Raw genomic sequence first — 14,310 nt, forward strand, 5'->3', positions numbered from 1 at the left:
GTCAGGGCATGCTTTCATAAAAGATGGTTCAGAAAGTCTCCGTTCAGACGGGTAGAGTCTTCGAAGGTCGAGCCACCTTGTCTCAATATGAACAGGGTGGCCTTTTTCATTACTCCCATTCAATAAGCTGGCTTTTCTCATTGAAAAACACCTTATATCCGTTTTGTACGAAAAGAATGACAGTCAGGGAGACGGCTCCGACGATTCCGAGCAGAACGGCGATTTGATATTCGATCGCCGTTAGCGGGTTCACTCCGGCAAGAATTTGTCCGGTCATCATACCCGGTAAAAATACGATCCCGGTACCAACCATGCTGTTGATTGTCGGAAGAATCGCCGTATCAAATGCTTGGTTAACAATTTTCCGAGATGCTTCTTTTGGACTCGCTCCCAACATTAAGGCAGCCTCGACACGGGTCCGCTGCTCGGTCATTCCTTCCACTAACGTCTGGACTCCAAGTGTCACTCCTGTCATGGAATTTCCGATAATCATCCCCGCAATCGGGATAAAATAACGCGGTTCATACCATGGTGAGAATTGAATAACAATGAAGTTAAAATATAGAAGGCTGGAAAGCGTTCCGCAAGCGATTGAAACCGCGATTATCTGTTTCATTTTTCTGTTCAAATCGCGGCTGATCCGTTTATAAATATTCCAAATGGAAAATGTCAGCATTAAAAGGACAACGACCACGGTGAAAAGCGGGTGTGGATGTTCAAATAAATACATGAGCACGTATCCGACGAGTAAGAGCTGCAGTGTCATCCGCAGGGTGGCAATAAAAATTTCTTTGCTGCGCGAAATTTTTCTTACTTTAACGATAACAAGCAACACGACGATGAACAGGTAGGCCGAGAGCAATTGCCAAAAGCCGAGCTCAAGAAGCGTGTCATTCATCCTGGTGGCCTCCTTTATAGGAAAATGGCGTAAGGTCAATCATACGGTCGGAATAAGTCTCGGCAATCGCTTTTGAATGGGTAACGAAGATAACCACTGCGCCAATTGCGCGCGCTTGCTCGATGAAGCGCGCCATTACCCCTTGTTCAAGTTCTTCATCAAGCGCCGACGTTGGTTCATCTAAGAGAGAAACGCTGGGTTTCATTAGCAAGATGCGGGCCAGGGCCAGTCGTTGCTGCTCACCGCCTGAGAGTTTTTCCGCTTTTTCGTCCAGGTCCTTGTCGAGGTAAAGATAATGAAGTGCCTCTGTCAGCTTTTCATCTGCAATAGCAGGCTTTTCGGCAAAATGAAGACCGGCTTCTAGATTTTCCCTAACTGTTTTCCCAAACAAAACAGGGGTTTGAGAAAGCATGACGACTTCTCGACGCAATGCAATCGGATCTATTTCCGTAAGGTTCGTTCCGTTGTAAAAAATGGAGCCGCCTGTAGGGGAAATAAGGTTGTTCAACATTTTTAACAGTGTCGATTTTCCAGTCCCACTTTCCCCGATAATACTTGTGACCTCCTTGTCAGAAAACGTCAGCTTGCGAATAGAAAGTATATCTTTATATGTTGCATCTTTCAAAGTGAACACTCTTGGACATCCTCTCTTTCTTGCATTATCCTCCCTTAATATAGTCGCAAACAAACAACCGTTGGTCAAAAAGGAATGAAAAAAGAAGAGTGCTTCCTTTGTCTGGAAAGCACTCTTTCTCTTTGTTAAATTTTAAAGTTTCGGACGAGCGTCTGAAGTTCGTCAGCCATTTCGGATAAGGAGGCGGTAGACGCTGAGACTTCTTCAAGGGCGGCAAGTTGTTCTTCGGTTGCCGCAGAGACGTTTTGTGATTCAGAAGCAGACTGGGAACCAACTTCAGAGATGACATCAATGGAGCTTGCAATACTTTTAGCACTTTCGGCAATTTGCGAAATGGCAGATGCCACTTCCTCGGTCTGTTTCGTTACATAGTCGGTTGCTGATTGAATGTCTTCAAAAGACGCACCAGCTGTATTGACAAGTTCAATCCCGGAGGCCACTTCCGTTGTCGTCGCTTCCATCGTTTGTACCGCTTTTTCAGTCTGTTCTTTATTCGTCGAAATGAGCTGGGTGATCTGTTCAGCAGATACGGCGGATTTTTCTGCCAGTTTACGTACTTCTTCCGCCACAACTGCGAACCCTTTTCCAGACTCTCCAGCACGGGCTGCTTCGATAGAGGCGTTAAGCGCTAGTAAGTTGGTCTCTCCAGAAATATCGGTGATTGTTTGGATAATATCCCCAATTTTATTCGACTGATCTCCCAGATTTTTCACTTCCGCGGAAAGGTCTGTAACTGCCTTCTGAATCGAATTCATCTGCTTGATCGTTTCTTGAATAGCCTGGTTTCCAGCTTCTGCTTTTCCGGATGTGTCATGCGCATTTGCAGAGACGTTTTGCGCATTAACCGTGATTTGTTCGACGCCTTGCGACATATCCGCGACAATTTGCGTTGTTTGTTCGACGCTTGCGCTCTGTTTTTCCGTACCAGATGCTACCTCTTGAATCGTCTGGGATATGTGTTCGGCGGCCCGGCTCGTTTCATCGGAGCTTGCTGCAAGCTGTACGGCGGATGATGCAATATTCTCCGAGGTGGAGGAAATACTGCCGATCAATTGTCGCAAGCTGTGCTGTGTTTCATTTAAGTGATTAAACATTTCTCCAATTTCGTCACGGCGTTTTGGCGTGTGCTCACTCGTTAAGTCACCAGAGGCAATCCCGGCCATTGCCTCTTTTAATTCATCAATTGGTTTGGAAATGTTATATTTAGCAAATAACAACAATAAAATAATCGACACTACGATAATAATCAGAGCCGTAATGGCAAATTGGATAAGCAACTCATTTAATGCACCAAAATAATCGTTCTGGTTGACTGTTGCCAGTAGTAGGGTGCCGTCATCCGCACGTTGAAAAGCAGCATATTTTGCTGTTCCGTTTTCATCATAGGTAAAGCCGCCGTTTTCTTGGTCGGTGATTGATGACGCAAAAGTAAGTTTATCTACGGGCGTTCCTACCTTTTCTTCATTCGGGTGTGCAGTGATCACGCCGTCTTTGTCGGCTATGAAGGTGATCCCGGTCTCTGCGAATGAATTTTTCTGCACTTCCTCTTGAAGATCAAAGGAGTCAACGAATGCCTGGTACTCTTTCGGTTCAATGCCGATTTGAACAGCTCCAGGCTTGTCCTGTGTAGCTACACCGGCATACATGGCCAACTTTCCATCTTTTCCGCGGACGGTCGGCTCCTGAGCCATTTCGAAGTTTTTATTTGTGATCGCTTCCATAAACGGTGCCGACTGTTCACTTGAATCAAACATGTAGCCGATGACATCTGCTTGGTTACTAAATTCAAGCATTCCTTCACTGTTCATTATATGGATTTCTGCGATGTCAATTTGATCGGCGAGTGCCTGCAATTCTTCGACGCTCAGATCTTCCTTCCCGGACAACGTTTCCGCTACCGAATGCGCGAGCTTTAAGTAATTCGTCTTCAAACTGTCTTCTACGATCTGAAGAGTGTGCTGGTACGACTCCACGTCCCCGTCGAGCTGTTCGAGTACATTCTCCGCTTCCGTTTCCATTTGCTGTGAAATTAACCGGTGCTGTGATTGATACGTAAATGCAGCTAGTGACACAACTGTCGCCACGATAATTGAAATCGTAATCAGTGTAATTTTGTGGCTGAATTTCAAATTAAGCATGTTACCTCTCCCCTGCCTCTCAATAGTATCCTCCTTTTCTATATCGGTATAAAAGTACCACTAATTTAGTTATTGACCCAATTTTGTTAATATTTTTTTGTGTATGATAAATGATGATATTAAAAATTAATTGTTTTTCGTATCTTTTGTCTGCATCTTTTCTATATCGGGTAAAGGATAGGAAGCAAGGGAAGGAGGAGAATCGATGGCACAGATAACGCGAGGGAATGGAGAATTTTTTGTGGAGAAAGATGGGGAGAAAAAAGCGGAGATTACGTACAGACATGACAGGGAAAGTGATCTCGTCATCGAGCATACCCATGTTTCTGATGAATTAGCCGGTGCGGGGATCGGCAAGGAGCTGGTCGCAGCAGTCGTTAACAAAGCTCGTGCAGAAAATAAAGAAATTATCGCACAATGTCCATACGCACTTAAACAATTAAAGAAAAACGAGGAATATCATGACGTGTTAAAAACCGTTTAGTTAGTAAGAGGAAAGAAATCAAGAATAGGAAGTAACCTTAGTATTCTCCCATTTTACCTGAGTTTAAGTGGTTAACGAAAGTGGAGAAAAGCGTTACACTGGACCGAGGGAGAAATGGGGGATCTTTCGTGAAGGCGTACGTGTTTCTACTGATTACAGCTATTCTATATGCGGCCAATATTATTGTAGGGAAAGCGATCAATGATCTGCCTCCATATACAATAGCCTTTTTCCGCGTATTGATAGCCTTTTTAGTGGTACTTCCGTTCGGCTGGCGGCAGGCTGTCCGCTACCGAGAAACGTTCCAGAGAGAGTGGAAGCCGCTTTTAGGCATGGCTTTGACGGGGGTTGCTTTTTTTAATACGTTTATTTACGCATCCTTGCAGTTTACGAATACGACGAATGTCGCCATTATGGAATCATCCATCCCCATCGCTACAATTTTGGTCAGTGTACTTTTCTTAAGAGAAAGACTGCGTGCTGTTCAATGGGTTGGAGTTATTCTCTCGGTGGGAGGAGCTTTTTGGGTGATTACAGAGGGGTCTTGGGAGATTGTCAGCAACCTGGCCTTTAATATCGGGGACGTTATCATGCTTGGCGCTGTTGGGATGTGGGTTGCTTATTCAATACTTGTGAAATACCACATGTTTAAGTTTCCGGTTTACGGCAGCCTGCTTATCATGCTTGCGATCGCCAATTTCGCCTTATTACCAATTGCTGCCTTAGAGTGGCGGGCTTACGGCTTCCCGAACATCTTAGAGCAGGATCATCTTCTCGGTCTTTTGTATCTAGGAATTTTCCCATCAGTGATTGCCTTGATCTTATGGAATAAAGGAGTCGAAGCTATCGGGCCATCGCAGGCGTCTGTATTCCTGAATTTCCTGCCGGTGTTTACGATAATTGGCGCAGTACTCTTTCTTGAGGCCGTTGTTACACCCATCCAAGCCATTGGTGCGCTCGTTGTTATAACAGGTGTGTTACTAACGACGAAAAAGAAAAAATATATCCCTGAAGCGGTCATAGAAGAAAGACAGTTATCCAAGTAATGATGATAACTGTCTCTTTTTTGTAATGCTTGCCTTCGTTGATTAGGAAGAAAGGTATTCTCCCCCGTTAATGTGAATCGCTTGTCCAGTCATATATGATGACTCATCGGAGGCTAAAAAGACATAGGCGCCTGCGTGTTCCGATGGCTGACCGGGACGCTTAAACAGGCTTCCGGTTCCGAAGTTTTCGACGCCTTCTGCAGGAAAAGTAGACGGGATGAGGGGTGTCCATACCGGGCCAGGAGCGACCATGTTAATGCGAATGCCTTTTTCTGCTAGCGGCGGGGCAAGGCTGCGTGTAAAAGAGACGATTGCCCCTTTTGTTGCGGAATAATCGATTAAGCTTGGATTTCCTCTGTAGGCGTTAATGGAGGCGGTGTTGATAATGGCACTGCCTTCTTGTAGATGAGGAATCGCCGCTTTCGTGACGTGAAAATAAGAGTAAAAATTCGTTTGAAACGTCTCTTCAAGTTGCTCAGCTGATATCTCAGCGATATCATCGACAACATATTGAATGCCGGCATTGTTCACGACGATGTCAAGCCTGCCAAGTTCAGTAACCGTTTTTTCAACCACTTCTTTGCAAAAAGATTCTTTCTTTAGATCGGCGGCTAATAAGAAACAAGAAACACCTTCCGCCTCTACAAGCGCTTTTGTCTCCTCAGCATCACCATGTTCTTCTAGGTATACGAGGGAAATGTCAGCGCCTTCCTTTGCATATACAAGAGCAACCGCGCGTCCGATCCCGCTGTCACCTCCGGTAATGAGCGCAGTGCGCCCTTTTAGCTTACCGCTACCTCTGTACGTCTTAGGCTGTATTGGTAACGGGTCCATCTGCGACTCAATGCCGGGCTGTTTCGCCTGCGTCTGCGCGGGCTGGCCATTAATCTGCTGTTTTCTCGGATCCATACGAATCTCCTCCCACTGTAATATCTGCCCCTTATGTACCACCACATAGCATTTGTTAAACTTCATAGATAGAAACATGGTGGTATCAGGTACAGAGCAGGTTCGGAGTGGGCTTTTCTGTAAGGGGGTCATGAACACAAACAACGCTTGGATATTGATATCCAAGCGTTGTTATCGAGTGATGCTATTACGGTAACGTCTGTTTACTTAGGAAGGACGTCGGACCTCGTTTTTTAAGAGGATGACACGCGGGTACGGAAATTCTTCTTCCTCTCCGGCAAATGGATAATCCGAATATTCCACGCACACGGTACGGTCATATTCTGCGATTACTCGGCACGCTTTATCTTGAAAATAAAGAAGTTCCCCTTTTTCAAACAATGGTTCTTCCTTCTCTTTATTAGCATTGTTATTGTTCGTTGTATTGTTATTAGGATTGTTTGTATTTTTTTCGTCATCGTTATTTTGCATGGAAACCCTCCTCACGTCTGAATGAATGCAAAGGTGCAAAGAAACAATCATTGCACTGGAATGATACCACTCCCATTTTACGCGTTCAGCGGAGAGGATGCAAAGAATACGAATCCCTTCTTAAGAGAAGCACGGCTTTTCTATTGTTAACGAGGTTCAAAAATAACTTGAGAAACTTTGCCGCGAATGAGGAACTCCTCTCGTTTGAGCAAGTGTGGCGGGTAGTCCGGATGATCGGCAGTTAAGATGAAAGAGTTTGTTCGCTCCTCCTGATAAATTCGCCTTATCGTAGCCTTTTCTTTATGGATATGAACGACGAAAGGTACACCTTCTTCGATCGTATCGGTGACGGTGACGACCAGTGAATCTCCTTTTTGAATACGTGAGCTCATCGCTTCATCAAGATTATTTAACATAAAGACTTTGTCTTCTTTATATCGCCCGTCTTCTGGCAAATAAGAATAGTGGTGAAGATGTTTTTTGTCCCCTATCTTCACGTGAGCGGGGAGAAATTTGTAAACAGGCACAGTAAGCAAACCGTCAATCGCACGGCGCCCAGACTTGTAACCGAGGAGTGCATTAGGAGAGATAGAAAAGTATTCGGCGATCGTGAGTATTCGTGAGTATCGCGGTCTTCTTCCGCCGCTTTCATACGAAGCGATTGTCGCCTGCGACACTCCGATAGCGCTGCCTAAATCTATTTGTGACAGTCTTCGTTGCTGTCTGAGATTTTTTAAACGTTTACCAAAGTGAGTATTAGTCTCCATTTTCTTCTCTTCCTTTCTCTCATCCGGGAACCAAACGACCAGCCCCTGTTTATCTTTCAGTATATATCCAAAGTCAGTAAATTCAACAATTTACAACAAATATTTATTTTTTAACGGTTGGATAAATCACGCAAGTGCTTATTTAAGCTATGTCCACGAAAAAAAGACACATTCCTTAAGGAGAGACGTGCTTTTACCTTGGTTAAAAACCAACCCTTGTATTACGAGGTATGGAACATATACAATGGAACCATCTTCGAAGAGAGGATTTGGTTGGGATGGATAAAGAGATGATGAAGGGTAGTATTGATGTACTGTTGCTTTCCTTGATTGCAAAAAAGGATTTGTATGGCTACGAAATGACGAAGAAACTTAAGGAGCTTAGTGAGGACACGTACGATATGAGTGAAGGAACACTATACTCGGCTTTAAAGCGGATGGAGAGGAAAGGGTGGATTTGGTCATATTGGAGCGAGCCCGCTGGCGGGAGGAGGAAATATTATTCCTTGACAGAAACAGGTGATAAGGAATTAGGGCGGAAGCGTAAGGAGTGGGCCACTCTAAACGAACTGATGAAGAGAGTATTTGAGGGCGGTTCCTATGAGTCATGAATTGGAGAATTACGTAAAGCGGATCGTCGATCAAACCGATTGCAGCAAAACGGAACGAGACGATTTATATGAAGAAATGCTGATCCATGTTTATATGATCTGTGATGAACAGCTCGAGCAAGGAAAATCGAAGGAGGAGGCAACTGAATACGCGATGAAATCATTTGGGAAAGAAGCAGAAATAGGGGATCGGCTACAGCAGGCAATGTTTCCATTCCGGAAAGAATTGCTGCTTTTGCTAGCAATTCTAGGTTTTCTTTTCACAATCGGGGAGTACTTGATCGTTCTAATCGAAGAAAAGGTAGCGCTCTTCCACGTATTAAGTGGGATAATTGGTCATTCTCTCGTTCTATTCTTCGCGCTCAACCGTTCCTATAGCATTAACCGAAAGATATGGCTGAGCCTGGCGCTCCTTTTGAATTTCTTATTGCTCGTTGGGAATGCGACTGGCACCCCTGCTCCTTTAGGAAACAACATCTTTTGGATGATTGGTTTTCTATTAATGGTTCTCTTAAATGTGTTTCTTCTTTACCGAACGGCCCTTACCTATGAAACGAACAGTCACAACAAAAGAGCCCGTCGTGTGATTCATGCGGTTAATATTACGCTTGGACTGTTAACAGCGCTACCGGGTTTGTACCTACTTTTGATTGCGATCGGATTTGGAGCCCCTGCTTCTGTTCTTTTCTATGTTATCGTACCTCTTTTAGTTTGGGTGCTTCTTTATACTGCACAAGTTATGCTGGCCCGTCGCCACCCAAAAGGAGCCTTAGTTAGTCTCCTGTTATCTGCAGGGGTGCTGGGATTCATTTTTATGCCTTGGCTGGCTGCATTTTTTGGTTTTGAGATTGGATTCTGATAAAGGAGAGGAGGAGACGATGAATAAAAAAGGATTAATCATTTTATTTAGCATGATTCTAGTATTAACAGGAGGGCTTGTGGCGGCAGGGCAGATTATTACATCGCAAGAAAAAGCGCGTCCTGCCTTCACAGGGGAATACGATTTGGGTAAGGAGGACCAGCTTCTCTATGTGACAGCCCAGAACGGAGTGCAGTCTCTTTTCGTTCAATCAGAGGATGGCGTGTCACAGCTTGTGTATGAATCGGAAGAAGGACGGGAAATTCTCAGTCCTGTTTTTAGCGGAGAGGAAGAAGTAACCTTTATATCGACAACCGGAGCCCCGGAAGAGCCGCCGGGGGAGCAAGAATTCCAATTGGTGTATAGCGATGTGATGACAGTGAATACCGAAACCGGGAAAAAAACGAACGTTCTCCATGCGAGAGGCTTTATGGAAGAGATACTGTACGATGCCACTCATGACCGGATGATTGTAAATGGTGTCCATTTGAGCACTAGCACAGAACCAGAAGCAGGATTTATTCCGTTTGAATCGGATCTATATACATTAAAACGGGATGGCAATTGGGAAAAAATACGATCTTTTGAAGCTTACGCTCCCGGCTCCTTGCGATTGGTAGATGATGGGAAAAAACTGCTAATGATCTTGCCGGATGATTTTGCAAAATCTACACCGGAATCAATGTTTCAAGCAACCGAGCGAATTTATGAAATGGAAATTGACGATCCGGCCGCACTGGATCTCGTCTCAAAGAAAAAAAGTGATATCCCGATTAGTGAGTTTGTTTTATTCGAAGATGAGACCACTTTACTTTACCAAACTATTATGAATTGGGGAGAAGGCGGGAAATTTTTGTATGATCTTGTATGGTTCGACCGCGCAGAAAAGGAAGAGGGGGATCGACTCCACATTAATGAGGCCGTCATGAACTCCAAGCTGAATGAACACGAAACCTTCTTGTACTACGTCAAAATGAGCCAGAAAGCGAACCAGACTAACCAGTATAATCTGTTTCGCTTTGCTCTGAATGGGGAAAAAGGGGAAGAGGAAATAAAAATTGAATAAGATGATTGTCGTTTCCATAGAGGTGACAAAAAGTATAAGTGTTTACGAAATATAGGGAAAGTCCTGATAGTGGAAAACCTGCGTATTTAGTAAACTTTTTAGTATAGTAGTTTAATTACTTAGGAGGCCTAATAGTATGGCAGTATATCAAAACATTCTCGTAGCAGTTGATGGATCAGATGAATCGAAACGTGCGTTATCTAAAGCAATTGATCTTGCAGGAAGCAGTGACGCTCACTTAATTATTGCTCATGTTGTCGATACAAGAGCATTAGCAACAATTGAACAGTATAACAATACGGTTATTTCTCAGGCCGAAGATTACGGAGAAAAGCTGCTTCAAGACCACGAAAAAGAGGCTAAGGAAGCAGGTGTAGAAAAGGTGACGACCGTAATAGAGCACGGTACGCCGAAAGGGAAAATACCACGAGGGTTAGCTGAAGAGTATAAAGCGGACGTCGTTGTTGCCGGAGCCACTGGTCTGAATGCGGTAGAGCGGCTATTTATCGGGAGCGTATCCGAAGCAATTGTCCGCCATGCTCCGTGTGATGTTTTGATTGTCCGCAATCGATAAAGTGATAAAAAAATTATTGATTCATTTGCAATCAGTCGGTTCCTTATAGGTGGGAATCGACTTTTTATTCTTAGGCATAGTCATTAAAAACAACCCTTTCCATCATCAACGATTAAAGAGTGATCTTCTTCTCTTACGGCAGCATAGAAAATTTCATCAAGTGATTTAACGCCGACTGCTTGTAGCTTTGTGCGCAGCCATTCTTTATCTTTATGAATCAATTGCAAATTACGGGGCTGGATTTTACCTTCAATAATGACAGCAATGGGAAGCCCTTGATCATTTGTCTGGTATCCCAGCGAAGCGGGGGTAAGAGGGGCTGAAACTTCTTTTATCAACACGCTGATATCGCCACTTGGTTCAAGGATTGCGTATTGAATGTGGGTAATATCGGCATAACCTTTCGCCCTTATACTGGCCAGCAGCTCGGCTAACGAAAAACGGCTGCGCTTCAGGCTTGATTTAATGACTTTTCCATTTTTGATAAGAATAAGCGGTTCCCCGATCATCACTGGGTTTAAGCGGTTATACAGGCTTAGTCTTGAAAGTAAAATATGTACAATAATCACGAGCCCGATGCCGATCACCGATTGCAATAGTCCGTTCACCTCGATGGAACTCACGGCAAGACTTACGATGAAAAAGATGGCAATCAAATCATGAGGAGTAAATTGAGCTAAAGCAGACTTTCCCATAAATCGCACTACAATAATCGTAATCATCAATAAAAACAGTAGTGTACCTATAAATGTGAGCACAGTAATCATCTCCGCTTCTTTTTACCTCTCCTGCATTACCTTCTGCGGGTTGTCTATATTGTATGCATCGTCTATCCAGATAGTACGCATGTTAGTAACTTCAACATTTCATCTGTGGTGTAGGTAAGTAAATTAGGTGTTTCGCTTGTCATTTTTCAATTCTTATCGGTATACTTAACTTTGGGAAATATATCGAAAGGAGGGGTGATATGAGTCAACCGAAGAAGCCGACCATGGTTATAAGAGCATTGAATTTTATTGAAAAAAGGGGAAACCAGCTCCCGCATCCAGTTACTATCTTTGTGTTGTTTACTTTATTGGTGATAGTTGCCTCGCATGTATTGTATCTTTTGGAGGTAAGTGTTCAATTTGAAGGAATTAACCGTGAAACGATGGAAAAGGAAATGCTTCATGTCCAAACTGTCAGCTTGCTTGTGCCAGATGGCATTCGGTACATGTTTACGAGTGTCGTACATAATTTCACGTCCTTCGTGGCTCTTGGCCCCGTACTTGTGGCAATGCTCGGTGTGGGGGTGGCGGAGAAAAGTGGTTATATTAGTACCCTAATGACTCATACGGTGACAAGAGCGCCACAGAAATTTGCAACGCCGATTGTAGTGCTCATGGGGGTATTGTCCAATGTCGCAGCCTCGGTCGGCTATGTTATTCTCGTACCGCTCGGCGCTATTATCTTCGTTGGGTTTAAACGCCACCCGCTAGCCGGTCTGTCTGCCGCCTTTGCCGGAGTCTCCGGAGGATATTCGGCTAACCTGTTTCTAGGGACCAATGATCCGTTACTCAGTGGTATTTCAACCGAAGCAGCCCGAATTTTAAATGCGGAATATACAGTTTTTCCGACGGATAATTGGTTCTATATGTTCATCTCTACTTTTCTAGTAGTAGCGATCGGGACATTCGTGACGGACAAAATTGTAGAACCGAAATTGGGGAAGTATGTATCTGAAGAAAATCGGAACAACCAGGGCATTTCTGCTTTAGAAAAGAAAGGGCTCTTATGGGGAAATCTCTCTGTATTGGCCGTTGTTATTGGGATTTTACTGATGGTGATTCCAGAGGACGGTTTGCTAAGAGGTGAACAGGGTGGTTTTGTCCAATCCCCATTTATGGGTAGTATCATTTTTATTATGATGCTGATTTTTCTTGTTCCTGGTGTGGTGTACGGAATTGTCACAAAGGCGGTGAAAAATGATAAGGATGTCGCGAATTTGATGACCTCTTCTTTTGAGACGATGGCAGGTTTTATCGTACTGATCTTTTTTGCAGCCCAGTTTGTTGCGTTTTTCAATTACACAAATTTAGGAACAATTCTCGCTGTAAAAGGAGCGAACTTGCTGGAGGCGCTCCATATCACTGGAGTCATGTTACTCGTTGCCTTAATTTTTATAACCGCCCTGATTAATCTGTTTATTGCAGCGGATTCTGCAAAATGGGCGATCATGGCTCCTGTCTTTGTTCCTATGTTTATGCAACTTGGTATTGCGCCTGAAGTTACACAAGTTGCCTATCGTATTGGGGATTCGGCTACTAATATTATTGCACCGTTAATGCCTTTTTTTCCACTCATCGTAGCCTTTGCGCAGCGTTACGGCAAACATAACGGAGTGGGTACGGTTGTCTCTCTCATGCTGCCGCATTCTCTTTTTATTCTCGTCATCTGGACAATCTTTTTTGTTGCTTGGTATTTACTTGGTATTCCTGTAGGGCCGGGAGCGAATCTTACTTATTAGCACGATAGACTAACGAATAGCAAGACGACTAGGTTCAAAGTCTTCGCAATAATTAGTTCTTTGCTAACTCATCTTTTGAAAGTGCTAATGCTATAATTATCACCAAAATGATTACCAGCCAATATATTGTCAATGAATAATTCACGAGAAAAGGCTGTCAAGTTAGAGGGAGGAAGCCGGTTGAAAAAGTTAATGTGGTTAGCTGTGTTGACAGGATGTACCTTACTGCTAGCATCTTGTGGAGGCACAGAAACTGAGACGAGTGAGGAACCAGTAGAGGAAGCTTCGTCAGTAGAATCAGAGACCCCTTCTGTAGAGCAAACGGAAGAGGCGGAGGCAGATACTGACACGGTGTCGGCTGAGACTATATTAGCACAGTCTATCGAAGCAATGGAGGCTATTAACAGTTACCGTATCGACATGACGATGGATCAGGCCACGCAAATTCAGGGTGAAGAAATCCCAATGGGTATGGAACTTCAGATGGACGTCACGCAAAAACCGATGATGTTCCATCAAGTCATTTCGATGCCGAATCCCGAAAATGGCGAAATGATGGAAATGGAACAATATATGAATGAAGATGGTACGGTATATTTACATGAACCGACGACAAATCAATGGATGAGCATGAGTGCGGAAAGCATGGGGATGGCTAATCTTGAAAACATGCAGATGTCTCCTCAGGAGCAATTAGAGATGCTGCAGGATTTTTCTCAGAACTTGAAATTAAATGAGGAAGGCGAATTCTATAAACTTACCGTGAACGGATCCGGGGAAGAATTAAAAGAAATCGCAAAAACATTTTCTCCAATGAACAACGATCCGCAAACGCAGGCTGATATGGAACAGGCGATGAATCAGCTCGATATCGAAAACTTATCATATGTGATGTTCATTGACAAAGAAACGTTTTATCAAAAAGAATTTGAATTGAAAATGGACATGGCGATGGAACAGGATGGTCAGACGATGAGCTTGACGCAATCTTCTAAAGGGAAATTCTCTAAACTGGATGGAATAGACGAAATCAAGATCCCTCATGAAGCAATCGAGCAAGCCGTGGATGTAGGGGCACAGATGGAAGATGTGGGACGCATGGAGGAAATGGAAGCACCGATGTGATTTAGACGATAGGAGACCAATTTATACGGAGAGAAGAAGGATCTATTCCAGGTTCTTCTTTTTTAGTTATGTTTACCTTACAGACTAATTTCTGAAGTGATCGATAAACTAGATTTCTTGCAGGTGAGGCAATCGAGCACGTTGCGAGGAAACAAAAGAGCAGAAGGTTTTCGTTGGAGAACAACAACCTGTCTGCTCGTTTATCGAAAGTCACGAGGATTG

The 14,310-nt window shown here is 43.8% G+C and carries 15 protein-coding genes and 1 pseudogene; 8 read left to right on the forward strand and 8 right to left on the reverse strand.

Translation table 11 applies throughout. The features are described 5' to 3' along the window. Positions 1 to 109 precede the first annotated feature (109 nt). From LOR49_RS13755 to LOR49_RS17760, 4 genes and pseudogenes are all read right to left on the reverse strand, one after another. Positions 110 to 898 (reverse strand): ABC transporter permease, encoded by a 789-nt coding sequence (locus LOR49_RS13755; protein ID WP_240377320.1) that lies wholly within the window; start codon positions 896 to 898, stop codon positions 110 to 112. Then, a complete protein-coding gene (locus LOR49_RS13760) occupies positions 891 to 1,532 on the reverse strand; it encodes an ABC transporter ATP-binding protein (RefSeq protein WP_240377321.1) in 642 nt (213 codons plus the stop codon). Before LOR49_RS13760 ends, LOR49_RS13755 begins: the two co-directional genes overlap by 8 nt. A gap of 125 nt (positions 1,533 to 1,657) precedes the next feature. Then, positions 1,658 to 2,404 (reverse strand): methyl-accepting chemotaxis protein, encoded by a 747-nt coding sequence (locus LOR49_RS17755; RefSeq protein ID WP_420830481.1) that lies wholly within the window; start codon positions 2,402 to 2,404, stop codon positions 1,658 to 1,660. A 192-nt stretch (positions 2,405 to 2,596) separates the two neighbouring features. Beyond that, positions 2,597 to 3,670: pseudogene (locus tag LOR49_RS17760) on the reverse strand (HAMP domain-containing protein); the annotation flags it as partial. Positions 3,671 to 3,875: 205 nt separating this feature from the next. On the opposite strand from LOR49_RS17760, the gene LOR49_RS13770 reads away from it, so the two are divergent. Both LOR49_RS13770 and LOR49_RS13775 read left to right on the forward strand, forming a co-directional pair. After that, positions 3,876 to 4,154 (forward strand): GNAT family N-acetyltransferase, encoded by a 279-nt coding sequence (locus tag LOR49_RS13770; RefSeq protein WP_240377323.1) that lies wholly within the window; start codon positions 3,876 to 3,878, stop codon positions 4,152 to 4,154. 128 nt (positions 4,155 to 4,282) lie between these two features. Beyond that, complete coding sequence (locus LOR49_RS13775) at positions 4,283 to 5,200, forward strand: DMT family transporter (RefSeq protein ID WP_240377324.1); 918 nt, start codon at positions 4,283 to 4,285, stop codon at positions 5,198 to 5,200. A gap of 42 nt (positions 5,201 to 5,242) precedes the next feature. Here LOR49_RS13775 and LOR49_RS13780 read toward each other — a convergent pair whose 3' ends face one another. From LOR49_RS13780 to LOR49_RS13790, 3 genes are all read right to left on the reverse strand, one after another. Next, positions 5,243 to 6,109 (reverse strand): SDR family oxidoreductase, encoded by an 867-nt coding sequence (locus LOR49_RS13780; protein ID WP_240377325.1) that lies wholly within the window; start codon positions 6,107 to 6,109, stop codon positions 5,243 to 5,245. A 207-nt stretch (positions 6,110 to 6,316) separates the two neighbouring features. After that, positions 6,317 to 6,580 carry a hypothetical protein gene (locus LOR49_RS13785; RefSeq protein ID WP_240377326.1) on the reverse strand — a complete coding sequence of 88 codons (264 nt, stop codon included), beginning with the start codon at positions 6,578 to 6,580 and terminating at the stop codon, positions 6,317 to 6,319. 146 nt (positions 6,581 to 6,726) lie between these two features. Further along, positions 6,727 to 7,347, reverse strand: coding sequence for a helix-turn-helix domain-containing protein (locus tag LOR49_RS13790; RefSeq protein ID WP_240377327.1), 621 nt, complete (start codon positions 7,345 to 7,347; stop codon positions 6,727 to 6,729). 278 nt (positions 7,348 to 7,625) lie between these two features. On the opposite strand from LOR49_RS13790, the gene LOR49_RS13795 reads away from it, so the two are divergent. From LOR49_RS13795 to LOR49_RS13810, 4 genes are all read left to right on the forward strand, one after another. Then, a complete protein-coding gene (locus tag LOR49_RS13795) occupies positions 7,626 to 7,958 on the forward strand; it encodes a PadR family transcriptional regulator (protein WP_240377450.1) in 333 nt (110 codons plus the stop codon). Further along, positions 7,948 to 8,817: a permease prefix domain 1-containing protein gene (locus LOR49_RS13800; RefSeq protein WP_240377328.1), complete on the forward strand. Its 870-nt coding sequence runs from the start codon at positions 7,948 to 7,950 to the stop codon at positions 8,815 to 8,817. The genes LOR49_RS13795 and LOR49_RS13800 overlap by 11 nt, the downstream gene beginning before the upstream one ends. 19 nt (positions 8,818 to 8,836) lie before the next feature. Next, on the forward strand, positions 8,837 to 9,883 hold the full coding sequence (locus tag LOR49_RS13805) for a hypothetical protein (RefSeq protein WP_240377330.1): 1,047 nt from the start codon (positions 8,837 to 8,839) through the stop codon (positions 9,881 to 9,883). A 136-nt stretch (positions 9,884 to 10,019) separates the two neighbouring features. Beyond that, on the forward strand, positions 10,020 to 10,457 hold the full coding sequence (locus tag LOR49_RS13810) for a universal stress protein (RefSeq protein WP_240377332.1): 438 nt from the start codon (positions 10,020 to 10,022) through the stop codon (positions 10,455 to 10,457). A gap of 83 nt (positions 10,458 to 10,540) precedes the next feature. On the opposite strand, the gene LOR49_RS17665 is transcribed toward LOR49_RS13810, so the two are convergent. Further along, complete coding sequence (locus LOR49_RS17665) at positions 10,541 to 11,215, reverse strand: DUF421 domain-containing protein (protein WP_240377334.1); 675 nt, start codon at positions 11,213 to 11,215, stop codon at positions 10,541 to 10,543. Positions 11,216 to 11,424: 209 nt separating this feature from the next. On the opposite strand from LOR49_RS17665, the gene LOR49_RS13820 reads away from it, so the two are divergent. Both LOR49_RS13820 and LOR49_RS13825 read left to right on the forward strand, forming a co-directional pair. After that, the gene (locus tag LOR49_RS13820; protein ID WP_240377336.1) at positions 11,425 to 12,963 is read left to right on the forward strand and encodes an AbgT family transporter; all 1,539 of its coding nucleotides are present in this window, start codon (positions 11,425 to 11,427) and stop codon (positions 12,961 to 12,963) included. Positions 12,964 to 13,143: 180 nt separating this feature from the next. Next, positions 13,144 to 14,088: a DUF6612 family protein gene (locus LOR49_RS13825; protein WP_240377337.1), complete on the forward strand. Its 945-nt coding sequence runs from the start codon at positions 13,144 to 13,146 to the stop codon at positions 14,086 to 14,088. Positions 14,089 to 14,310: the final 222 nt, after the last annotated feature.

This window comes from Bacillus piscicola (assembly GCF_022458745.1).
Taxonomy (GTDB): Bacteria; Bacillota; Bacilli; order Bacillales; family Marinococcaceae; genus Alteribacillus_A; species Alteribacillus_A piscicola.